24 protein-coding genes are annotated in these 23504 nt (G+C 50.4%); 22 read left to right on the forward strand and 2 right to left on the reverse strand.

Going from position 1 to position 23504, the window contains the following annotated elements:
- Nucleotides 1-235: FadR/GntR family transcriptional regulator (locus VJY99_RS02330; protein WP_324115964.1), on the forward strand; the 235-nt coding region annotated here is incomplete at its 5' end.
- A gap of 43 nt (nt 236-278) precedes the next feature.
- Here the strand turns inward: VJY99_RS02330 and VJY99_RS02335 are convergent.
- Complete coding sequence (locus VJY99_RS02335; RefSeq protein ID WP_324115965.1) at nt 279-1319, reverse strand: aminopeptidase; 1041 nt, start codon at nt 1317-1319, stop codon at nt 279-281.
- 412 nt (nt 1320-1731) lie between these two features.
- Between VJY99_RS02335 and cysD the strand changes: the two genes are divergently transcribed.
- From cysD to rpoS, 13 genes are all read left to right on the forward strand, one after another.
- The gene (cysD, locus tag VJY99_RS02340) at nt 1732-2640 is read left to right on the forward strand and encodes a sulfate adenylyltransferase subunit CysD (protein ID WP_324115967.1); all 909 of its coding nucleotides are present in this window, start codon (nt 1732-1734) and stop codon (nt 2638-2640) included.
- A gap of 11 nt (nt 2641-2651) precedes the next feature.
- On the forward strand, nt 2652-4079 hold the full coding sequence (cysN, locus tag VJY99_RS02345) for a sulfate adenylyltransferase subunit CysN (protein ID WP_324115973.1): 1428 nt from the start codon (nt 2652-2654) through the stop codon (nt 4077-4079).
- Nucleotides 4079-4684 carry an adenylyl-sulfate kinase gene (gene cysC, locus VJY99_RS02350; protein WP_324115974.1) on the forward strand — a complete coding sequence of 202 codons (606 nt, stop codon included), beginning with the start codon at nt 4079-4081 and terminating at the stop codon, nt 4682-4684. The genes cysN and cysC overlap by 1 nt, the downstream gene beginning before the upstream one ends.
- A gap of 50 nt (nt 4685-4734) precedes the next feature.
- The gene (locus tag VJY99_RS02355; RefSeq protein ID WP_324115975.1) at nt 4735-5061 is read left to right on the forward strand and encodes a DUF3561 family protein; all 327 of its coding nucleotides are present in this window, start codon (nt 4735-4737) and stop codon (nt 5059-5061) included.
- Between the two features lie 194 nt (nt 5062-5255).
- Nucleotides 5256-5573 (forward strand): cell division protein FtsB, encoded by a 318-nt coding sequence (ftsB, locus tag VJY99_RS02360; RefSeq protein ID WP_324115976.1) that lies wholly within the window; start codon nt 5256-5258, stop codon nt 5571-5573.
- A gap of 17 nt (nt 5574-5590) precedes the next feature.
- Nucleotides 5591-6301: a 2-C-methyl-D-erythritol 4-phosphate cytidylyltransferase gene (gene ispD / locus VJY99_RS02365; protein WP_324115978.1), complete on the forward strand. Its 711-nt coding sequence runs from the start codon at nt 5591-5593 to the stop codon at nt 6299-6301.
- Nucleotides 6301-6780: a 2-C-methyl-D-erythritol 2,4-cyclodiphosphate synthase gene (gene ispF / locus VJY99_RS02370; RefSeq protein ID WP_064543903.1), complete on the forward strand. Its 480-nt coding sequence runs from the start codon at nt 6301-6303 to the stop codon at nt 6778-6780. Before ispD ends, ispF begins: the two co-directional genes overlap by 1 nt.
- On the forward strand, nt 6777-7826 hold the full coding sequence (gene truD / locus VJY99_RS02375) for a tRNA pseudouridine(13) synthase TruD (protein WP_324116007.1): 1050 nt from the start codon (nt 6777-6779) through the stop codon (nt 7824-7826). The genes ispF and truD overlap by 4 nt, the downstream gene beginning before the upstream one ends.
- 73 nt (nt 7827-7899) lie before the next feature.
- Complete coding sequence (locus VJY99_RS02380; protein WP_324115981.1) at nt 7900-8097, forward strand: hypothetical protein; 198 nt, start codon at nt 7900-7902, stop codon at nt 8095-8097.
- A gap of 81 nt (nt 8098-8178) precedes the next feature.
- Nucleotides 8179-8940: a 5'/3'-nucleotidase SurE gene (gene surE, locus VJY99_RS02385; protein WP_324115983.1), complete on the forward strand. Its 762-nt coding sequence runs from the start codon at nt 8179-8181 to the stop codon at nt 8938-8940.
- Complete coding sequence (locus tag VJY99_RS02390) at nt 8934-9560, forward strand: protein-L-isoaspartate(D-aspartate) O-methyltransferase (protein WP_324115985.1); 627 nt, start codon at nt 8934-8936, stop codon at nt 9558-9560. Before surE ends, VJY99_RS02390 begins: the two co-directional genes overlap by 7 nt.
- A 186-nt stretch (nt 9561-9746) precedes the next feature.
- Nucleotides 9747-10889 carry a murein hydrolase activator NlpD gene (gene nlpD, locus VJY99_RS02395; RefSeq protein ID WP_324115986.1) on the forward strand — a complete coding sequence of 381 codons (1143 nt, stop codon included), beginning with the start codon at nt 9747-9749 and terminating at the stop codon, nt 10887-10889.
- A gap of 180 nt (nt 10890-11069) precedes the next feature.
- Nucleotides 11070-12062, forward strand: coding sequence for an RNA polymerase sigma factor RpoS (rpoS, locus tag VJY99_RS02400; RefSeq protein ID WP_324115988.1), 993 nt, complete (start codon nt 11070-11072; stop codon nt 12060-12062).
- Between the two features lie 105 nt (nt 12063-12167).
- On the opposite strand, the gene mutS is transcribed toward rpoS, so the two are convergent.
- On the reverse strand, nt 12168-14735 hold the full coding sequence (mutS, locus tag VJY99_RS02405; RefSeq protein WP_324115990.1) for a DNA mismatch repair protein MutS: 2568 nt from the start codon (nt 14733-14735) through the stop codon (nt 12168-12170).
- A 248-nt stretch (nt 14736-14983) separates the two neighbouring features.
- Here mutS and mltB point away from each other — a divergent pair, with 248 nt between their 5' ends.
- From mltB to alaS, 8 genes are all read left to right on the forward strand, one after another.
- Nucleotides 14984-16057: a lytic murein transglycosylase B gene (gene mltB / locus VJY99_RS02410; RefSeq protein ID WP_324115991.1), complete on the forward strand. Its 1074-nt coding sequence runs from the start codon at nt 14984-14986 to the stop codon at nt 16055-16057.
- Nucleotides 16058-16281: 224 nt separating this feature from the next.
- Complete coding sequence (locus tag VJY99_RS02415; RefSeq protein ID WP_414641561.1) at nt 16282-17010, forward strand: metal ABC transporter ATP-binding protein; 729 nt, start codon at nt 16282-16284, stop codon at nt 17008-17010.
- Complete coding sequence (locus tag VJY99_RS02420; protein WP_324115995.1) at nt 17007-17891, forward strand: metal ABC transporter permease; 885 nt, start codon at nt 17007-17009, stop codon at nt 17889-17891. Before VJY99_RS02415 ends, VJY99_RS02420 begins: the two co-directional genes overlap by 4 nt.
- A complete protein-coding gene (locus VJY99_RS02425; protein WP_324115997.1) occupies nt 17888-18766 on the forward strand; it encodes a metal ABC transporter substrate-binding protein in 879 nt (292 codons plus the stop codon). The genes VJY99_RS02420 and VJY99_RS02425 overlap by 4 nt, the downstream gene beginning before the upstream one ends.
- Nucleotides 18767-18894: 128 nt before the next feature.
- Nucleotides 18895-19404 (forward strand): nicotinamide-nucleotide amidase, encoded by a 510-nt coding sequence (gene pncC / locus VJY99_RS02430; RefSeq protein WP_324115999.1) that lies wholly within the window; start codon nt 18895-18897, stop codon nt 19402-19404.
- An 83-nt stretch (nt 19405-19487) separates the two neighbouring features.
- Nucleotides 19488-20552 (forward strand): recombinase RecA, encoded by a 1065-nt coding sequence (recA, locus tag VJY99_RS02435; protein WP_324116000.1) that lies wholly within the window; start codon nt 19488-19490, stop codon nt 20550-20552.
- Nucleotides 20553-20771: 219 nt separating this feature from the next.
- Nucleotides 20772-21281 (forward strand): regulatory protein RecX, encoded by a 510-nt coding sequence (locus VJY99_RS02440; RefSeq protein WP_324116002.1) that lies wholly within the window; start codon nt 20772-20774, stop codon nt 21279-21281.
- A gap of 138 nt (nt 21282-21419) precedes the next feature.
- On the forward strand, nt 21420-23504 hold a 2085-nt coding region (gene alaS, locus VJY99_RS02445), incomplete at its 3' end, for an alanine--tRNA ligase (protein WP_324116004.1).

The following is a 23504-nucleotide window of genomic DNA, read 5'->3' on the forward strand; positions in this document are numbered from 1 at the left end:
TGTGGATACGCGCTTCCATCGCGCTATTTTTCTGGCTTCGGGCAACTGCTTCTATGCCCCGTTTGGCAATGTGCTGACCACCGTGTTTAAGTGGTTTATCAGTCATTCGTCAAAAGAGGGCGGCATGTGTCTGGAAGACCACCACCGTATATATCGCGCGATTATGATGGGCGACGGCGATGCTGCTTATGAAGCGTCGCTGGCACTGATGACTGCCAGCAAGCATCGCCTATAACGATTGTTAAGATAACTACCCATATCTTGGGCGGTTATCTGAATTAATGCTTCGCCTTTGCCAACTCTTTCACCAGCGGCAACATGACGCGCACCACGTCACGGCTACGTTTTTCGATGCGGTGCGGTAATGACTTATCCAGGTATTGCTGGTTATCAATTAAAGCATTATGCCAACTGGTTCCATCAGGGAACGCTTTGCTTTTTGCTCTTTGCTGATAACCATCTTTCTCACCCAGCGACCAGTTAGTGGCTTCCACTGAGAGCACCGGGATCCCGGCGTTATCAAACACGTCAGCATCACTACAGCAGTCGGCGCCTTTTGCATCTTTGGCATTAACCCCTGGATGGGTCGTCGCTTTCACATTCAACTGGCGAGCCAGGGCTAATGCACGGTCACGCGTTATTTTACTGACGGCGCTCGGCGTCGATTTACCGTTGTTGAAATAGAGCTTGTCGCCGACAATCAGGTTATCGAGATTAATCACCAATAGCGTATGTTTCTTCTCGCTGGCACTCATACGTTTCAGGATATCTTCCGCACCCAAAGTGCCAATTTCTTCACCGCTAGTGGCGATAAAACGGATGCCGTAGCGCGTCGGGATATCTTTCAGACGGGTTGCGAGTTCCAGCATCACGCCAAGACCCGAAGCATTGTCATCCACACCTTGTAGCGTTAAACCGCCGAGGTTGTTATTCACATCGTTATCATTGAGCGGCGAGTAAGTATCGAGATGCGCCATGATGATGATTTGCTGCGGTTCAATACCTTCCCGCGCCGCAATTACCGAGCTTGCGCTGACGTTACGCCAGTTCTTATTACCCTCTTTCGTGGTGTAAAGATAACGGGTGTTAAAGCGGCGAATATCGCTTTGGTAGCCAAGTTGGATAAATTGTTGATTAAGGTAATCTGCGGCCATCATTTCCGCAGGACTGCCTGTCATTCTCCCAGGAAACACAGTGGCGATGTGACGCGTCTGTTGACTGGCGATTTCGCCTATTGGCGAAGTATTTGCAAATGCCGGTATGGTGCAGCAAATCCCTAACGCCAGGCTGGTGAGCGTTTGGCGCAATGCGGAAAACATAGTGGGTCCTTTTCAAATGGGAAAATTTTTGCCCGTATAGTATGAAACTGTGATGGGCGTTACACAATTTCATTTGCTCTGAAACCCTCGCTATCTCTCTGGTTAAGCACATTTTGTTCTTTAGATTTTCATGGCGTTATTCCTTTGTGGAACAACTCATTCCAATTAGTAATTTCATAACAAATAAACCACAGCCGTATAGTCCTCTAATGAATTTTTAAACGGCGGGCTAAGAACCTATCCCATTAGGGCGATTTTATTTGCCATTTTGAACCTGGGCAGTGCTCACAATCCTCACGTACTACGTGTACGTTGCGGTTGCTCCGCGCTGTGCGTGTCAACTGGCTGCAATAATCACGCCTACTGGGAGGTTCTATGAACCTCCGTATTAAACCTCGCTTAAGGGAAGGTTATGGACCAAAAACGACTCACACACTTACGGCAGTTGGAGGCAGAAAGCATCCATATTATCCGTGAGGTTGCCGCCGAATTTTCCAATCCGGTTATGATGTATTCCATCGGTAAAGACTCATCGGTGATGTTGCATTTGGCCCGTAAAGCCTTCTATCCAGGCACGCTTCCGTTCCCGTTACTGCATGTCGATACGGGCTGGAAATTCCGCGAAATGTACGATTTTCGTGACCGTACCGCGAAGAACTATGGTTTTGAATTGTTGGTACACAAGAACCCGGAAGGCGTAGCGATGGGGATAAACCCATTCGTGCACGGTAGCGCTAAACATACCGACATCATGAAAACCGAAGGCCTGAAACAGGCGCTGAGCAAATATGGTTTTGACGCCGCTTTTGGTGGCGCACGTCGTGATGAAGAAAAATCACGTGCCAAAGAACGGATCTATTCGTTCCGTGACCGTTTCCATCGCTGGGACCCAAAAAACCAGCGCCCTGAACTGTGGCACAACTACAACGGCCAGATTAACAAAGGTGAGAGCATTCGCGTGTTCCCACTTTCTAACTGGACCGAGCTGGATATCTGGCAATACATCTACCTGGAAAATATCGAAATCGTGCCGTTGTATCTTGCCGCACCTCGCCCGGTACTTGAACGCGATGGGATGCTGCTGATGGTGGATGACGACCGAATCGATTTACAACCGGGTGAAGTGGTTGAGCAGAAAATGGTGCGTTTCCGTACCCTGGGTTGTTGGCCGCTGACGGGGGCTGTGGAGTCCGAAGCGCAGACGCTGCCGGAAATCATCGAAGAGATGCTGGTTTCGACCACCAGTGAACGTCAAGGGCGGGCAATTGACCGCGACCAGGCAGGCTCCATGGAGCTTAAAAAACGCCAGGGTTATTTCTAAGGAGCCGCCAGATGAACACGACTATTGCACAACAAATTGCTGATGAAGGTGGCGTAGAAGCCTATCTGCACGCTCAGCAACACAAAAGCCTGCTGCGTTTTTTGACCTGCGGCAGTGTCGATGACGGCAAAAGCACACTGATTGGCCGCCTGCTGCATGACACGCGCCAAATTTATGAAGATCAACTTTCTTCACTGCACACCGACAGCAAACGCCACGGTACGCAGGGTGAAAAACTGGATCTGGCCTTGCTGGTGGACGGCTTACAAGCTGAACGCGAGCAGGGCATCACCATTGATGTGGCTTACCGTTACTTCTCTACCGAAAAACGTAAATTCATTATTGCTGATACCCCGGGACATGAGCAGTACACCCGAAACATGGCCACTGGTGCATCAACCTGTGATCTGGCGATCTTATTGATCGATGCGCGCAAAAGTGTGCTGGATCAAACGCGTCGCCACAGTTTTATTTCCACGCTTTTGGGGATCAAACATCTGGTCGTTGCGGTCAACAAAATGGATCTGGTGGGATACAGCGAAGAGACGTTTGAGCAGATCAAACAAGATTACCTGACTTTTGCCGAACAACTACCGTCTGATCTGGATATTCGCTTTGTACCGCTGTCAGCACTTGAAGGCGATAACGTGGCGACCCAAAGCAGCAATATGCCTTGGTACAGTGGCCCAACACTGCTGGAGCTTCTGGAAACGGTGGAAGTTAAGCGGATTGTGGAACAGCAGCCGATGCGTTTCCCGGTGCAGTATGTGAATCGCCCGAATCTGGATTTCCGTGGTTATGCGGGAACGCTGGCATCCGGTGTGGTAAACGTCGGGCAGCGCGTTAAAGTTCTCCCGTCGGGTGTCGAATCAACCATTGCGCGAATCGTGACTTTTGATGGAGATTTGCAACAAGCCGCCGCGGGCGAAGCCATCACTTTGGTACTGAAAGACGAAATCGACATCAGCCGTGGTGATTTGCTGGTTGATGCCAGCGATGCACAACCTGCGGTACAAACGGCGAAAGTTGATGTGGTGTGGATGGCGGAACAAGCGCTGGTGCCGGGCCAAAGTTACGACATTAAAGTTGCAGGTAAGAAAACCCGAGCGCGTGTCGACAACATCCATTATCAGGTCGAAATTAACAGCCTGACACAGCGTATCGTCGAAAGCCTGCCGCTGAATGGTATTGGCCTCGTTGATTTAACGTTTGACGAACCGCTGGTGCTGGATAAATACCAGGAAAACCCAGTAACGGGCGGGCTGATTTTCATCGACCGCCTGACCAACGTCACGGTCGGTGCCGGAATGGTGCGCGAGCCGCAACAAGAGGTCTATCAGGAGCCGTCAGCATTCAGCGCCTTTGAGCTGGAACTGAATGCGCTGGTGCGTCGTCACTTCCCACACTGGGGTGCGCGTGATTTGCTGGGAGGAAAATAATGGCTGAGCACGACGAAAACGTCGTCTGGCATGCGCATCCGGTAACGGTTGAGCAACGTGAAAAACTTCATCAGCATCGTGGCGCAGTGCTGTGGTTTACCGGGCTTTCGGGCTCGGGTAAATCCACCGTCGCGGGCGCATTGGAAGAGGCGTTGCATAAACTTGGTGTGAGCACTTACTTACTTGATGGCGATAACGTGCGCCACGGTTTGTGCAGTGATCTCGGTTTTAGCGATGCAGATCGTAAAGAAAATATCCGCCGTGTTGGCGAAGTTGCCAACTTAATGGCGGACGCGGGGCTGGTGGTGCTGAGTGCATTTATTTCACCGCATCGGGCAGAACGCCAAATGGTTCGTGACAGGGTGGGAGAAGGGCGGTTTATCGAAGTGTTTGTTGATACTCCACTTTCTATCTGTGAAGCTCGTGATCCAAAAGGTTTGTATAAAAAAGCCCGTGCCGGAGAGTTGCGCAATTTCACCGGAATTGACTCGGTTTATGAAGCGCCAGTGAGCCCTGAAATATACTTAGATGGCGAACAATTAGTAACAAATTTGATTGCGCAATTATTAGATCTGTTGCGTCGTGACGTTATTATCAAAACCTAAGACATTGCCGGGCCGTCATGTGCCTGGCTTGCAAGGTTTACGGATTCGTTATGCGCAATGGCACCAACCTGGTTATTACATCGGCTGAAGCTAGCCCCCCCAGTCCCGAAGAAACGACCTGGTCATTGACTGGGGCGTTCATCGGTTTTTTGTCTTGGCTGCTGGCTCTTGGCATTCCTTTCCTGATCTATGGTCCTAATACCCTCTTTTTCTTCCTGTATACCTGGCCATTCTTCCTGGCACTATTACCCGTCGCAGTCGTCGTAGGGATTGCTTTGCATTCTCTCATGCGTGGCCGCTTACTGTTTAGCTGCATCGTAACCGTGTTGGCGGTGGGGCTGATGTTTGGCATGCTTTTCCTGTGGCTAATAGGCTAATACCCGTCATCCTGCAATTCGAATGCTAACGGGTAGACACTTTTTATGACTGCAAGGCCGCTAACTGACCTGCAAACGCGCATGTCGTCGCAATCTGTGATAAATTCTGCCGCAAATATGAAGGCGCGCTTTGTACCCAGAGCGGAGCCCGATAAAATTTTGTGCAATGATTGTGCCGTTTTTCAGGGGGCAGGATGGGTAAACTAACGCTACTATTGCTGGCCTTGTTGGTCTGGCTGCAGTATTCGCTGTGGTTTGGAAAAAACGGTGTACATGATTGGACGCGAGTCAATGACGACGTTACTGCACACCAGGCGACGAATGCCAAACTCAAAGCGCGTAACGATCAACTGTTTGCAGAAATTGACGATCTTAATGGCGGCCAGGAAGCTATTGAAGAGCGTGCACGTAACGAATTAAGCATGACCAAACCGGGTGAAACTTTCTACCGCCTGGTTCCCGATAGCTCTAAGCGCCTGGGCAATAATGCAGGGCAGAACAATCGACAATAACGCGTAAGTGAATCTACATGGCAGACTCCTCCCCGGACGTAATTGCCGTGGTGCCGGCAGCAGGTATCGGCAGCCGCATGCAAACGGAATGTCCTAAGCAATATCTAAAAATCGGCGATAAAACTATTCTTGAACATGCGGTGGCAAGCCTGATGGCTCATCCACGTGTGGCTCATGTCGTTATTGCTATTAGTCCCACTGATAGCTGGTTTGCTTCGTTGCCTCTTGCTTCAAACCCCAATGTGACCGTTATCCAGGGGGGTGCACAGCGTGCTGACTCGGTGCTTGCTGGATTAAACGTGGTGCAAAACGCGCAATGGGTTTTGGTGCACGACGCGGCACGCCCTTGTTTACATCAGGATGATTTGGCGCGTTTGTTGTCGATTACACAGACCAGCAAAATGGGTGGGATTCTGGCTTCGCCCGTGCGTGACACAATGAAACGCGGTGAACCGGGTAAGAGCCTGATTGCCCATACGGTCGATCGTGAAGATCTTTGGCACGCGTTAACACCTCAGCTATTCCCTCTGGAATTACTGCGCAGTTGCTTGCAACGCGCACTCGATGAACATGCCTCAATTACTGATGAAGCCTCGGCGCTTGAGTATTGTGGCTTCCATCCCGAATTAATTAGCGCCCGCGCCGATAATATAAAAGTGACTCGTCCTGAAGACCTGGCGTTGGCGGAGTTTTACCTCACGCGGTTAACCCAAACGGAGAAAGAATAATGCGTATTGGACATGGTTTTGATGTACATGCCTTTGGAGGCGTTGGCCCAATTATCATTGGCGGTGTGCGCGTCCCGTTCGAACAAGGACTGCTCGCACACTCGGATGGCGATGTCGCTTTGCACGCATTAACCGATGCCCTGCTGGGGGCTGCCGCGTTGGGGGACATTGGTAAATTATTCCCCGATACTGACCCCGCATTTAAAGGCGCTGATAGCCGTGAATTGCTGCGTGAAGCCTGGCGCCGTATCCAGGCGAAAGGTTACACCCTGGGTAACGTCGATGTGACCATTATTGCGCAGGCCCCGAAAATGGCTCCCCACATTCCACAAATGCGAGTGTTTATTGCCGAAGATCTGGGTTGCCATATGGATGATGTGAACGTTAAGGCGACCACCACTGAAAAACTCGGCTTTACGGGGCGTGGTGAAGGTATAGCTTGTGAAGCGGTGGCGTTATTGCATAAGGCACGTAAATAATGGACATGCACAATCTGACCTGGCTGCACGGTAAGCCACAAGGCACAGGTTTAATCAAAGCCAATCCAGAAGATTTTGTGGTTATCGAAGACCTGGGATTTGGGCCGGATGGCGATGGTGAACATTTGCTATTACGCATCCTGAAAAATGGCTGTAATACCCGTTTTGTTGCCGATGCACTGGCTAAGTTTTTGAAAGTGCCCGCCCGTGAAGTCAGCTTTGCCGGGCAGAAAGATAAACATGCGGTGACTGAACAGTGGTTTTGCGTGCGTCTGCCGGGCAAAGAAATGCCGGACATGAGTGCGTTTCAACTCGAGGGCTGCCAGGTTTTGGAATATGCCCGCCATCGCCGTAAATTGCGTCTGGGGGCACTTCAGGGAAACAGTTTTACCCTGGTGCTGCGCGACGTCACTGACCGTGTTGAAATGGAACAGCGGCTGACGGCCATTCTTCATCGTGGTGTGCCGAATTACTTTGGTAGCCAACGTTTTGGACTGGGTGGCAATAACCTGCACCAGGCGGTGCGTTGGGCGCAAAGCAATGCGCCAATTCGTGATCGCAATAAACGCAGCTTTTATCTCTCAGCGGCACGCAGCGCCATGTTTAACCAAATTGTGAGTGAACGCCTGAAGAAGCCTGACTTTAACCAGGTTATTGAGGGTGATGCACTACAGTTAGCCGGGCGTGGAAGCTGGTTTGTTGCCACGCCAGAAGAGCTGCCCGATTTGCAAAAGCGTGTCGATGACGGTGAGCTATTGATTACTGCGCCATTACCTGGTGACGGCCCTTGGGGCACTCAAAATACGGCTCTGGAGTTTGAGCAGCAATGTGTTGCGGAGCAAACAGATTTGCAAGCACTGCTGGTGCGCGAGCGTGTAGAAGCGGCGCGCCGAGCCATGTTGCTCATGCCTAAAGATCTCAGTTGGAACTGGTGGGATGATATCACCGTTGAGCTGAATTTCTGGCTTCCCGCCGGGAGTTTTGCGACCAGCGTGGTGCGTGAATTGATGAATGCTCCGAGCAATTACACCGATATTGCGGAGTAACGGCAAAACATTCCACAGCGGGTAATAATATTGCCCGCTTTTTTTTGCTCTAAATTAGCGGCAGGACCGTGTCTTGAGTTTACCTGTAACGCTTTGTTATCTGCGTAAACGACAGACCACGGAGGATGATTTAGTCAACTTTGGATTGTATAGTGTCACTTGGGCGGGCCTTGGTGGTGAATGTTACAAAAACTGCAACAATTTCATTACGGGTGCACTAAAATCAGCAGAATGGGATAAAACAACAGGTTGGGTAGATTTTGAAGGTTAAAAAAACGCGTAAAGTCGTTCTGCCGGGAGCCAACATGTGGTTTTATCTTTTTCATATAAAAAGAAGCTTTGTAAATCCATTATGAGAATACTTTTGAGTAACGATGACGGGGTCAATGCGCCGGGCATTCAAGTTCTGGCGGCCCGACTAAGGGAATTTGCTGATGTGCAGGTTGTTGCCCCTGACCGTAATCGCAGTGGGGCATCGAACTCACTGACGCTCGAATCTTCATTGCGCACTTTCACTCTGCCGAACGGTGATATATCCGTGCAGATGGGCACACCAACAGACTGCGTCTATCTTGGTGTTAATGCTCTGATGCGCCCAGCCCCAGATGTCGTGGTTTCCGGAATTAATGCCGGGCCGAATCTTGGCGATGACGTCATCTATTCCGGCACCGTTGCTGCTGCAATGGAAGGGCGACACTTAGGTATTCCGGCGCTGGCTGTTTCGTTAAACGGCCATGAGCATTATGAAACTGCGGCCGCTGTGACCTGTTCTATTTTGCGTGCCTTATCGCGCGAACCGCTACGTACCGGGCGTATTTTAAATATTAACGTACCGGATTTGCCGCTTGATCAAATCAAGGGTATTCGCGTTACGCGCTGTGGCAGCCGCCACCCGTCAGATAAAGTTATCCCACAAGAAGATCCACGCGGGAATACGCTGTACTGGATTGGACCGCCAGGGGATAAATTTGATGCAGGCCCTGACACCGATTTTGCGGCCGTCGATGAAGGCTATGTGTCGGTAACACCATTGCATGTTGACCTGACTGCCCACAGCGCTCGTGAGGTGGTCAGTCACTGGTTGAGCAAATCAGGAGTGGATGAGCAATGGTAAGCAAACGCGTAGAAGCCCTTATCACACAACTGCGTGCTCAAGGCATCAAGGACGAAAAAGTTCTGGATGCGATTGCGCAGGTGCCGCGGGAAAAGTTTGTTGATGAAGCGTTTGAGCACAAAGCTTGGGAAAACACAGCATTACCCATTGGCTCCGGTCAAACCATCTCGCAGCCTTATATGGTCGCAAGAATGACCGAGTTACTCGAGCTGACGCCTGAGTCCCGCGTGTTGGAAATCGGCACTGGCTCGGGTTATCAAACCGCTATCCTTGCGCATTTGGTGCATCATGTTTGTTCAGTTGAACGCATCAAAGGCCTGCAATGGCATGCAAGGCGACGTTTAAAACAACTTGATCTACATAATATCTCAACCCGTCACGGTGATGGTTGGCAGGGCTGGCATGCGCGCAGTCCGTTTGACGCTATTATTGTTACGGCTGCTCCACCGGAGATCCCTGGCGCATTATTGTCACAGCTGGACGAAGGTGGAATTTTAGTTCTCCCAGTAGGCGAAGATCGACAGTATCTGAAGCGTGTTCGTCGACTGAGTGGGGAATTTGTCATTGATACAGTTGAAGCCGTTCGTTTTGTCCCCTTGGTTAAGGGTGAATTGGCTTAACCTGGAACTATCTTGTTTTTTTCTAAAAGTTTTGGCGTAACGTTACGCGCAGCGAAATTTTGAAGCCTGGTTGTATCACCATTAGCATTCGAGTTGCAGCCAACACCCTTGCAGCTTGATGGATGATGGGTATAAGCGCCAGCTCTGCCGTATTTTCATCAGCATATGATTTTTTTTGGGGGATAAATGAGCGCGGGAAGCCCAACTTTTACTTTACGCCGTATTGCGGCCTTGTCGTTGGTGAGCCTGTGGTTAGCGGGATGTACCAGCAATGATACCCAGGCGCCGATCAGTTCGGTGGGGGGTAACGGCAATGCCAGCAGCAACTCTTCCGGTGACATGATGGTGACTCAACCACCAAAAATGTCCACCCAAAACCAGACTCCGCAAATTCAGCCTGTACAACAACAACCGACGATTCAGCCAATGCAAACGCAGCCGGTCGCTTCTACTCCGGTACAAACTGAAAATGGCCGCATTGTCTATAACCGCAAATATGGCGCTATCGCGAAAGGTAGCTATACCGGCGGTAGCACATATACCGTTAAACGCGGCGATACTCTTTTCTATATTGCGTGGATCACCGGAAACGATTTCCGTGACTTAGCCCAGCGCAACAACGTACCGGAGCCGTACGGCTTGAATGTGGGTCAAACCCTGCAGATCGGTAACGCTTCAGGTACGCCAATTACAGGTGGTAATGCGGTTACTGCAGCAGATGCGAGTGCGCAAGGCGTTGCGGTTGTTGCGACTGTTGCCGCTGCGCAAAATAACACCACAGTGGTTGCTTCTAAACCAGTAATTACGTATTCTGAGGATTCAGGTGAACAGAGTGCTAACAAAATGTTGCCTAATAATAAAGGTACTGCGACAACTGTCACAGCACCGGTTACGGCACCTGTGGTTAGCTCTACAACTACTGTACCCACTGCCAGCAGCACGTCCGATAGTGCGCCAATTTCGACCTGGCGCTGGCCGACTGAAGGCAAGGTTATTGAGAACTTCTCTGCTACCGAAGGTGGCAATAAAGGGATCGATATCTCAGGCAGCAAAGGCCAGGCTGTTGTTGCTACCGCCTCTGGGCGAGTGGTGTATGCCGGTAACGCGCTGCGTGGTTACGGTAATCTGATCATCATCAAACATAATGATGATTACCTGAGTGCCTACGCCCATAACGATACAATGCTGGTCCGGGAACAAGAAGAAATCAAGGCGGGGCAGAAGATAGCTACCATGGGTAGCACCGGAACCAGTTCAACACGTTTGCATTTTGAAATTCGTTACAAGGGGAAATCCGTAAACCCGCTGCGTTATTTACCGCAGCGATAGGTCGGCAAAGTACTTTATATGCACAAAATCGTTTAAGTGATATCAAGGTGGCAACTGAGTGAATCCCCAAGAGCTTACTTAAGTGAGTGACTGGGGTGAATGAAGGCAGCCAACGCAGATAGCGCTTAAAGGACGAAGTGCAAGGTGCTTTGCCCAGGGATCACGGGTAGGAGCCACCTTATGAATCAGAATACGCTGAAAGTTAACGAGTCAAGTGAAGACGCGGAATATGATGAGAATGGAGTTGAGGTCTTTGACGAGAAAGCCCTCGTAGAAGAGGAACCCAGTGATAACGACATAGCCGAAGAGGAGTTGTTGTCACAGGGGGCCACACAGCGTGTGCTTGACGCGACTCAACTTTATCTTGGGGAGATTGGTTATTCCCCACTATTAACAGCCGAAGAAGAGGTGTATTTTGCCCGCCGCGCACTGCGTGGTGATATCGCTTCCCGCCGCCGCATGATTGAAAGTAACTTGCGTCTGGTGGTAAAGATTGCCCGTCGTTATAGCAATCGTGGTCTGGCTCTGCTGGACTTGATTGAAGAGGGGAATCTTGGGCTGATTCGTGCCGTTGAGAAGTTTGACCCAGAACGTGGGTTCCGTTTTTCAACGTATGCTACATGGTGGATTCGTCAGACCATCGAACGGGCAATCATGAACCAAACCCGTACGATTCGTTTGCCGATTCATATCGTGAAAGAACTTAACGTTTATCTGCGTACTGCACGTGAACTCTCCCATAAGCTCGACCATGAGCCGAGTGCGGAAGAGATTGCTGAACAACTGGATAAACCGGTTGATGATGTCAGCCGTATGCTGCGTCTCAACGAGCGCATTACCTCAGTAGACACCCCGTTGGGTGGCGATTCTGAAAAAGCGCTGCTGGATATTCTGGCTGACGAAAAAGACAACGGCCCGGAAGACACCACGCAAGACGATGATATGAAGCAAAGTATCGTTAAGTGGTTGTTTGAACTCAACGCTAAACAGCGTGAAGTGCTGGCTCGTCGTTTTGGTCTGTTAGGCTATGAAGCTGCAACACTGGAAGATGTGGGTCGTGAAATCGGCCTGACTCGTGAACGTGTTCGTCAGATTCAGGTTGAAGGTCTCCGCCGTCTGCGTGAAATTTTGCAGACTCAAGGGCTGAATATCGAAGCATTGTTCCGCGAGTAAATGTTTCGCGAATAATTGACGTTTCAAATAAAAAAGCGGTGACTTAGGTCGCCGCTTTTTTTATGGTTTTTCAGCGTGAATGACACTCACGCTAATCCGATATTTCTAGACCAAACTCTTCAGACGATAAATCCACTCCAGCGCCTGACGTGGCGACAGTGAATCGGGATCTAATGCTTCCAGCGCTTCTAACGCAGGCGAAGTTTCTTCGGCAACAGACAGTGACAGTAATGACATCTGCGTACCATCGACCTGAGTGGCAGCCGTATTGTTAGAAACTGTCTCAAGCTCACGCAATTTCTGACGTGCGCGCTTAATCACCTCTTTTGGCACGCCTGCCAGCGCCGCGACGGCCAGACCGTAACTTTTGCTCGCTGCACCGTCTTGCACGCTGTGCATAAACGCGATGGTGTCACCGTGTTCAATGGCATCCAAATGCACGTTCGCGACACCTTCCATTTTTTCTGGCAGGGTCGTCAGCTCAAAATAGTGCGTGGCGAATAGCGTCAGTGCTTTGATACGATTTGCCAGGCTTTCGGCACAAGCCCAGGCGAGCGACAAACCATCGTAAGTGGACGTCCCACGGCCAATTTCATCCATCAACACCAGGCTATGTTCAGTGGCATTATGCAGAATATTTGCCGTTTCGGTCATCTCCACCATGAAGGTTGAGCGCCCGGAAGCCAGGTCGTCAGCTGCACCGACGCGAGTGAAGATACGGTCGATTGGGCCGATTTCAGCCTGCTGTGCCGGAACAAAACTGCCAATATAAGCCAGCAGAACAATCAGCGCAGACTGGCGCATATAAGTACTTTTACCGCCCATATTTGGGCCGGTAATAATCAACATACGTCGTTGAGGGGCAAGGCTTAATGGGTTGGCGATAAACGGTTCGCTAAGAACTTGTTCAACCACCGGATGACGACCACCAACGACCTTGATACCGGGTTTATCCGTCAATTGCGGGCAAGTGTAATTCAGGCTGTAAGCACGCTCAGCCAGGTTCACCAGTACATCCAGTTCTGCGAGTGCGGTGGCACTTTGCTGCAATGCTTCAAGATGGGGTAACAACGCATCGAACAACTGTTCGTAGAGCTGCTTTTCCAACGCCAGCGCTTTCCCTTTTGAGGTCAGCACTTTGTCTTCGTACTCTTTCAGCTCAGGAATGATATAGCGTTCGGCGTTTTTCAGCGTTTGGCGGCGAACATAGTGAATAGGCGCGTGATGGCTTTGGCTGCGACTAATTTGGATGTAATAACCATGCACGCCATTGAAACCCACTTTCAGCGTATCCAGACCGAGTTTTTCACGCTCACGTATTTCCAGTCGGTCGAGATAATCCGTGGCGCCATCAGCCAACGCTCGCCATTCGTCTAACTCTTCGTTATAGCCCGGAGCGATGACGCCGCCATCACGTACCAGCACGGGTGGGGTTTCCACCACAGCGCGTTCGAGTAGCTCGCGCAACTCGGTGAACTCGCCCATGTTTTCACGCAGCGTTTGCACATATTCGGTTGGCACATCGCTCAGCAGTTCGCGCAGTTCGGGCAAATGTTGGAAGGCATAACGCATACGTGCTAAATCGCGTGGACGTGCAGTACGCAATGCCAGACGCGCAAAAATTCGCTCCAGGTCGCCCACCTGGCGTAACACGGGTTGGATTTCAGCGGTTCTGTCTTGTAGTGCGGCAATGGTCTGCTGGCGTTTTTGCAAGACATCAACATTGCGGACTGGCATATGCAGCCAGCGTTTTAGCATGCGGCTGCCCATCGCTGTAACGGTGCAGTCCAGCACAGAAGCCAGCGTATTTTCAAAGCCGCCAGACAGGTTCTGGGTAATTTCCAGATTACGCCGCGTTGCCGCATCCATAATTATGCTGTCTTGCTGGCGGTCCATGGTAACGGAGCGAATATGCGGTAAAGAAGTGCGTTGCGTATCTTTAACGTATTGCAGCAAGCAACCGGCAGCGCACAACGCATGATGGGCGTTTTCGACACCAAAACCGGTCAGGTCACGTGTGCCAAATTGCATATTCAGCTGCTGGCGGGCTGTTGAAATTTCAAATTCCCACAGCGGGCGACGACGCAGGCCGCGACGACCCTCGATTAAGCGCGTTTGTGCAAAATCTTCTGCATACAGCAGTTCAGCGGGATTTGTACGTTGAAGTTCTGCCGCCATTGTTTCGATATCTTCTGGCTCTGACAGACGAAAACGACCCGAACTAATGTCGAGTGTGGCGTAGCCAAAGCCTTTACCCTCTTGCCAGATTGCCGCCAGCAAGTTGTCCTGGCGCTCTTGCAGCAGCGCTTCATCGCTGATGGTGCCAGGTGTAACGATGCGGACAACTTTGCGCTCAACGGGCCCTTTGCTGGTGGCCGGATCGCCAATCTGCTCGCAGATGGCAGCCGATTCGCCCAGATTCACCAGTTTAGCTAAATAGTTTTCGACGGCATGATGTGGCACGCCTGCCATTGGAATAGGTTCGCCTGCGGATGCTCCACGCTTGGTCAGGGAAATGTCGAGCAGTTGCGAGGCGCGTTTCGCATCGTCATAAAAAAGCTCGTAAAAGTCACCCATACGATAGAACAGCAGGATCTCAGGATGCTGCGCTTTCAAGCGAAGGTACTGCTGCATCATTGGGGTGTGACCGTCTAAATTGTCCGTAGTACTCATAGTATTTTCTTTTTAATCCATTGAATTAAAAGTTAATTGTGATTTTTTATTATTGTTAGTGCTCACATTATCTCATGAAGCTGATTTGTCGTGAAAAGCTTCACTATTACACCACACAACCAGGCAATCACACATCGTCAAAAGTCGGGAAAACTTCGAGCAGCCTCGAAGAGTCTGTTACTCCTGCTCTGATTTTGATTTACCATAAGGAATACACATTCGTCATTGTTATATGGATATCCCATCACATGCGTTACTCCATCGCGTTACTTCCACTTATTGTTTTGCTGGCCGCATGTAGCAGCAAACCGAAAACTGAAACTCCGCCACAGCAACCCGGTACAACTTCGGGTGGTTTCTTGCTGCAACCACAGCATGATGTGTTTATGCAGACGGGGGATTTTGCCAATAATCCAGAAGCCGAGAAATTCATCAATAAAATGGTGAGTGAGCATGGCTTTGACCGCCAGCAACTGCACGAAGTGTTGTCTCAGGCTAAAAAATTGGATTACGTACTGCGTTTAATGGACCAGCAGGCACCGACTACTGCGCCACCACCGGGCCCGAACGGGGCATGGTTACGTTATCGCGGCAAATTTATCACGCCTGATAACGTGCAAAATGGCGTGGCATTCTGGAACCAATATGATGATGCGTTGAAACGCGCTTCCCAGGTATACGGCGTGCCGCCGGAAATTATTATTGGGATTATCGGCGTGGAAACCCGCTGGGGTCGCGTAATGGGTAAAACACGCATCATCGATGCCCTGGCGACATTATCCTTTGCTTATCCGCGCCGGGCGCAATACTTCTCTGGTGAACTGGAAACCTTCTTGTTGATGGCGCGTAATGAAGGTGATGACCCGCTGGAACTGAAAGGTTCATTCGCCGGTGCGATGGGTTATGGCCAGTTCATGCCTTCGTCGTTCAAAGAATATGCGGTAGATTTTAATGGCGACGGTCATGTGAATTTGTGGGATCCCGAAGATGCGATTGGCAGCGTGGCAAACTATTTCAAAGGCCACGGTTGGGTGAAAGGTGATTTGGTGGCCGTTCCTGCTAACGGCCAGGTGCCGGGATTAGCAAATGGTTTTAAAACCAAGTATTCCGTTTCCGCATTGGCAGAATCCGGTCTGAGCCCAACGGCTTCTCTGGGGAACCATCAGGAAGCCAGTTTATTGCGCCTGGATATGGGTGACCGTTACCAGTACTGGTACGGTCTGCCAAACTTCTACACCATCACCCGTTACAACCACAGCACGCATTATGCGATGGCGGTGTGGCAGTTAGGTCTGGCTGTTGCGCAGGCTCGCGTTCAGTAATATTTACCCCGCCTTGTTCTGAGGCGGGGTCTACTTTCTCAAGCTCTTCTTATTAAGGCTTTTCCTGATCTTCTATCAGGAATTTACATCTCCTTTGATTTAATTTATGTTATGTTATAACAAATCAATTGAAGAGTGTGTCCCGCAATGTTTCCTTTACGGACAATTTTTACCGTGGCTGCGCCAGCCCGGTTCTGCGCCGTCTTAATCTTGCTCGCCGGTTTATGGTTGGCCATCCGTTGGGCGATTGCACTGCCATGATCTCGCTGAATCAATTGGTGTTGGGTTATCAGGGTAGGGCGGTGACACCTGCATTAACGGGCCTGATTGCAAAAGGCAGTATGACCGCCATTATTGGTGCGAACGGCACAGGGAAATCGACGTTACTCAAAACGCTGCTGAAATTGCAGACCCCTGTGTCGGGGCAACTGCGGTTTACTGACGGGCGTGCTCCACGCATTGCCTGGTTGCCACAACTTGCTGAAATGGAAAGACAGTTTCCTGCCACGGTTTACGATGTGGTGTGTATGGGGGCGTGGCCAGCCCGCAGTCTTTTTTCGGCATTGAATCGCCAAAACCGTCTGCGAATAGCTGATGCCATCGAACGCGTTGGCTTGAGTGCTTACAGCAAACAACCTATCGAAATGCTTTCTGGTGGCCAGTTTCAGAGAATGCTGTTCGCGCGTTTACTCGTGCAGAATGCGCCGCTGGTTCTGCTCGATGAGCCGTTTACCGGAATCGACTCACACACCAGCGATTTCTTGATGTCACTAATCTGCCAAATGCATCAGGCAGGCCAAACGGTACTGGCTGTGCTACATGATAACGAACGTGTCCGTAGGCATTTCCCCCAGGTTTTATTGCTCACACAAGAGAATTTCCTTTGGGGGGACGCTGCTGAAGTGTTACCTCGTTATTCGCAAACCGGTAATAATCTGGCGTTATCTGCATGATTTATCACTTCTTCTTTGAGCCGTTTATTGATTACGGTTTTATGCGTCGTGCACTCGTTGCCTGCCTGGCATTATCACTGAGTACCGCTCCGCTGGGGATTTTTTTGCTGCTAAGACGCATGAGCCTGGTGGGGGATGCGCTTTCTCACGCCATCTTACCCGGTGTTGCGGTGGGCTATTTACTGGCTGGTATGTCGCTGGTTGCGATGGGGATTGGCGGCTTTATCGCGGGTGTGCTGGTCGCGTTAATTTCCGGACTGGTGAGTTCACGCACCAAACTTAAAGAGGATGCCAGCTTCGCGGGGTTTTATCTCGGATCGCTGGCGTTAGGCGTCACGCTGATTTCGCTCCGTGGCTCTAGTGTTGACTTGCTACACCTTTTATTTGGCTCAATTCTGGCCGTCGATAGCCAGGCCGCAGTCTTTGTCGGCGTGATTGCCAGCGTGACGTTATTCATCCTGGCGGGGTTATATCGCGGGCTTGTGATGGAAACCTTTGACCGCAGCTTTTTGCAGGTCAATAACCGCTTCGCTCCCCATCTTATTCACGGTGTATTTCTCGCATTACTGGTGCTTAACCTGGTCGCCGGATTTCAAATTCTCGGCACGTTAATGTCTGTCGGGCTGATGATGTTACCGGCGGTATCGGCGCGTTGCTGGGCGAAAACGCTGCCTGGTGCGATGTTTATCGCCGTGGTCTGCGGTTTGTTGTCGGCGTGGATTGGCCTGGCATGGTCTTTTGCCGCAGCACTACCCGCAGGCCCCACTATTGTTCTGACGGCGAGCGTCGGCTTCTTTATTTCAATACTTTTCGGTTCGCGTAGCGGGCTGGCTCGAAGCCTTTGTAGAGGCGGGTTAACAACAAGCAAGGGGATTAAATGAAACGTTTTGGGATAATGATGTCATTGGTGCTGGTTTGTGCCAGCCAGGCGGCATTGGCGAAGAACCTCAATGTGGTGGCAAGTTTCACGGTACTCGCTGATATGGCTAAACAAGTCGGTGGGGAACATGTCACGGTAAAAAGCCTGGTCGGGCCAAATGGCGATCCGCATAGTTTTGAGCCTTCACCCCAAGACAGCGTGGCGTTAAGTCAGGCTGATGTGGTTATTGTCAGTGGGCTGGGAATGGAAGGGTGGATGGACCGTCTGGTGAGCGCTTCAGGTTATAAAGGTAAAATCATTGTTGCCTCAGCCGGTATTTCAACGCGCAGCATGACTGATGACGGTAAACAAATTACTGACCCGCATGCCTGGAATAGTGCCGAAAATGGAGCTGTCTACGCGCAGAATATTATGAAGGCGCTGATGGCTGCTGACCCACAAGATGCGCAGGCCATCAACGAAAGCGGCACCGAGTACATTACGCGCCTGAAACTATTAGATAGCTGGGCAAAAACACGCTTTGAATCCATACCAAAATCACAGCGTAAAGTGCTGACTAGCCATGATGCATTGGGTTATTTTGGTCAGCAATATGGTGTGATTTTCCTGGCGCCTGTTGGCTTCTCGACTGAAGCCGAAGCGAATGCCAGTGATGTTGCAGGGCTAATCAAACAGCTCAAAAATCAACACATCAAAACTTACTTTATTGAGAACCAGACTGACCCTCGCCTGGTTAAACAAATTGCCGCTGCGAGTGGTGCCCAACCGGGTGGTGAGCTGTACCCTGAAGCACTTTCTGATGCGAGCGGTCCGGCCAGCACATACGAGATGGCTTTCAAGCATAATGTTGAGTCTATCGCTAACAGTATGAAATGATTTAATCGGCCAGTATTCACTGGCCGTTCTTTTTTCTGGAACCTCCTCGCGTTATCTAATGTAATCCGCTGAAAGCGTCGTTAAGTGCTATCGTGTCACCCTGCGATATGTCTACAATCGGAGCCAATATGACAGAGAAAACATTGCGTCAATTAAGTCACCAACTGGGCGAAGCGCTAGGGCAGCTTGGGGCCACCGTCACGACGGTTGAATCTTGCACTGGCGGCTGGATTGCGAAGGTGATTACTGATGTTTCAGGCAGCTCCGCTTGGTTTGAACGTGGCTTTGTTACCTACAGTAATGAGGCTAAGCACCAAATGATTGGTGTTGATAGCGGCACGCTAGAAACCCACGGCGCGGTGAGCGAAGCCGTGGTGCGTGAAATGGCGCAGGGGGCGTTATATGCGGCATCAGCAGATTATGCGATTGCCGTCAGTGGTATTGCAGGGCCAAATGGTGGCAGCGAAGAAAAACCTGTTGGCACTGTGTGGTTTGGGTTCAGCTCAAAGCTTGATGGTACTGTCGCTCACCAGCAACTTTTTGACGGTGACCGTGATGCGGTTCGCCGCCAGGCTACTGAATATGCCCTGCAAACCCTGTGGGAAGAATTTCTCAAAAATAAGCTTGATACTGTATGACCATACAGTATAATTGGCACAACAAAACAGCATAGTAAGCAGCGTGGCGCACTTGTGTATCACCCTGCATGACAGGAGTAAAAATGGCTATCGACGAAAACAAACAGAAGGCGTTAGCGGCAGCACTTGGCCAAATTGAAAAACAATTCGGTAAAGGCTCCATCATGCGTCTGGGTGAAGACCGTACCATGGATGTGGAAACGATCTCTACCGGTTCACTTTCACTGGATATTGCTCTGGGAGCCGGTGGCTTGCCAATGGGGCGTATCGTTGAAATCTACGGACCAGAGTCTTCTGGTAAAACGACGCTGACTTTGCAAGTTATCGCCTCCGCTCAACGTGAAGGTAAAACATGTGCGTTTATCGATGCCGAGCATGCTCTGGACCCGATTTACGCTAAGAAATTGGGCGTCGATATCGACAACCTGCTGTGTTCCCAGCCAGATACTGGCGAACAAGCTCTGGAAATCTGTGATGCACTGGCACGTTCTGGCGCCGTTGACGTTATCGTGGTTGACTCCGTTGCCGCTCTGACTCCGAAAGCCGAAATTGAAGGCGAAATCGGTGACTCCCATATGGGCCTTGCGGCACGTATGATGAGCCAGGCAATGCGTAAACTGGCAGGTAACCTCAAGCAGTCCAATACGCTGCTGATCTTCATCAACCAGATTCGTATGAAAATTGGTGTGATGTTCGGTAACCCGGAAACCACAACCGGTGGTAACGCACTGAAGTTCTACGCTTCTGTCCGTCTTGATATCCGCCGTATCGGTGCAGTGAAAGATGGCGATAACGTGGTGGGTAGTGAAACTCGCGTTAAAGTGGTCAAAAACAAAATTGCCGCACCGTTTAAACAAGCTGAATTCCAGATTATGTACGGCGAAGGTATTAACTTCTACGGCGAACTGGTTGATTTGGGCGTGAAGCACAAGCTGATTGAAAAAGCGGGTGCCTGGTACAGTTACAACGGTGAGAAGATTGGCCAGGGCAAATCAAACTCCAGTAACTTCCTGAAAGAGAATAAGCCGATGTCCATGGAAATCGAGAAGAAACTCCGTGAGATGCTGCTGAACAATCCGGATGGTACACCAAATGTCGTCGCTGACGACCACGGCAAAGACGTCGCTGAAACCAACGAAGATTTCTAAATCCCATCAAGGGCTGCCACGGCAGCCCTTGTTTATACTCGTCATTCTTCAAGTTGCAGGGGTGTTGGCTGCACTCCCTTACCCGACAAATCTGCCGCGTGCCGATTTGAACGCTGTTACCCGCGTCCCGAAGGGATAAGCTCCCTGGCCGCCTACCTGCAACTCGAATTATTTAGAGTATATATTTACTGCAATTTTCTCCTATACAGGTTATCTGTCATGCCTGAACCCACAACTCCCCGCCGCAACGCCTATTCTCGTCTACTAGATAAGACCACTCGTATATTGGCGATGCGCGACCACAGCGAACAAGAACTCCGTCGTAAACTTTTGGCACAACCCACTTTCCCTGGAAAACCAAAAGTGGAAGAAGATCCTTTTACGGCGGAAGACATCGAAAAGGTTATTGCCTGGTGTTATGAACACCACTGGCTGGACGATGCTCAGTTTGCATCTCGCTTTATTGCAAGCCGTGCCCGTAAAGGATATGGCCCACAACGTATCCGCCAGGAATTGCAGGGCAAAGGCATCGCGCGTGATACGGGTGAATCCGCAATGCTTAATTGTGAAATAGACTGGCAAGAGCTGGCTCGAGAAATCGCCGAGCGGAAATTTGGTGAGAAGCTCCCAACAGAATGGAAAGAGCGGGCCAAAGTGCAGCGTTTTCTTCTGTATCGTGGTTTCTTTATGGAAGATATCCAGGGCATATACCGAAATTTTTCCGATTAGGCATACACGGGATTTTACTTCCCTGATAAGAAAACTTATCTTATTCCCACTTTTTCCAGGTAAACAGGTCAGGGCCAAAGCATCAAAATTGGCTATGTCAGGTTTGCAACTCCTCGTTAGCTTGATTTCAGGATAATTATGAGCAAGAGCACCGCTGAGATCCGTCAGGCGTTTCTCGATTTTTTCCATAGTAAAGGTCACCAGGTTGTAGCGAGCAGCTCCCTGGTTCCGAATAACGATCCTACTTTACTGTTTACCAATGCCGGGATGAACCAATTCAAGGATCTATTCCTTGGTCTCGACAAGCGTAATTATGTCCGTGCAACAACGTCTCAACGTTGTGTCCGCGCTGGTGGTAAACATAACGATCTGGAGAACGTCGGTTACACAGCCCGTCACCATACTTTCTTTGAAATGCTGGGTAACTTCAGCTTCGGTGACTATTTCAAACATGATGCCATCAACTTCGCATGGGAATTATTGACCAGCGAACAGTGGTTTAACCTGCCAAAAGATCGTCTGTGGGTCACGGTTTACGAGACTGACGACGAAGCGTTTGAAATCTGGGAAAAAGAAGTTGGCGTGCCACGCGAGCGTATTGTTCGCATTGGCGATAATAAAGGTGCGGCTTACGCATCTGATAACTTCTGGCAGATGGGTGACACTGGCCCATGCGGCCCATGTACCGAGATCTTCTTCGACCACGGTGACCATCTTTGGGGCGGCCCTCCGGGTAGCCCTGAAGAAGACGGCGACCGTTATATCGAAATCTGGAACCTCGTGTTCATGCAGTTCAACCGTCAGCAAGATGGCACCATGTTGCCATTGCCGAAGCCGTCTGTTGATACAGGTATGGGTCTGGAGCGTATTGCTGCTGTTTTGCAGCACGTTAACTCCAACTATGAAATCGATCTGTTCAGCCAACTGATTAAGTCTGTTGCCAAAGTCACGGGCGTAACCGATCTGACCAGCAAATCGCTGCGTGTTATCGCTGACCACATTCGTTCTTGTGCATTCCTGGTTGCTGATGGCGTTACGCCATCCAATGAAGGCCGTGGCTACGTGCTGCGCCGTATCATTCGTCGTGCAATTCGCCACGGCAATATACTGGGTGCTAAAGAAACCTTCTTCTACAAACTGGTTGGCCCATTGGTTGAAGTGATGGGGGCGGCGGGTGAAGAGCTGCAACGTCAACAAGCACTGGTTGAACAAGTTCTGAAAACCGAAGAAGAACAGTTTGCTCGTACACTGGAACGTGGCTTAGCGCTGCTGGATGACGAACTGGCGAAACTGAAGGGCGATACGCTGGATGGCGAAACGGCTTTCCGTCTGTACGACACCTACGGCTTCCCGGTTGACCTGACTGCGGATGTTTGCCGTGAGCGTAACCTGAAAGTCGACGAGGCTGGTTTTGAAGCGGCGATGGAAGAACAACGCCGTCGTGCGCGTGAGTCCAGCGGTTTTGGCGCTGACTACAACAGCATGATTCGCGTAGATTCTGCTACCGCTTTCAAAGGTTATGAGCATACTGATTTGACCGCTAAAGTTATTGCACTGTTTGTTGACGGTAAAGCCGTTGAACAAGTCGCTGCGGGTCAAGAAGCTGTTGTGGTGCTTAACGAAACCCCATTCTATGCTGAGTCTGGTGGCCAGGTTGGCGACAAAGGTGCAATCATCGGTAACGGTGTGGACTTCGCTGTTAACGATACGCAGAAGTATGGCCAGGCAATCGGTCATCTTGGCAAATTAGTCTCCGGTGTGGTGAAAGTAGGCGACAGTGTAAAAGCTGAAGTTGATGAAGTGCGTCGTTCACGCATTCGTCTGAACCACTCTGCAACTCACTTGTTGCATGCTGCATTGCGCCAGGTACTTGGCACGCATGTCGCGCAAAAAGGTTCTCTGGTTAACGATAAAGGCCTGCGTTTCGACTTCTCCCATTTCGAAGCAATGAAACCGGCTGAAGTTCGCGCAGTAGAAGATATCGTTAACGGACAAATTCGTCGCAACCTGCCAATCGAAACTAACGTCATGGATCTGGAAGCTGCTAAGGCTAAAGGTGCAATGGCGTTGTTTGGTGAGAAGTATGATGACCACGTGCGTGTGCTGAGCATGGGTGATTTCTCTACCGAATTGTGTGGTGGTATTCACGCAAGCCGCACTGGCGATATTGGCCTGTTCCGTCTTGTTGCAGAATCCGGTACCGCTGCAGGTGTGCGTCGTATT

This window comes from Buttiauxella sp. (genome assembly GCF_035271705.1).
GTDB lineage: Bacteria > Pseudomonadota > Gammaproteobacteria > Enterobacterales > Enterobacteriaceae > Buttiauxella.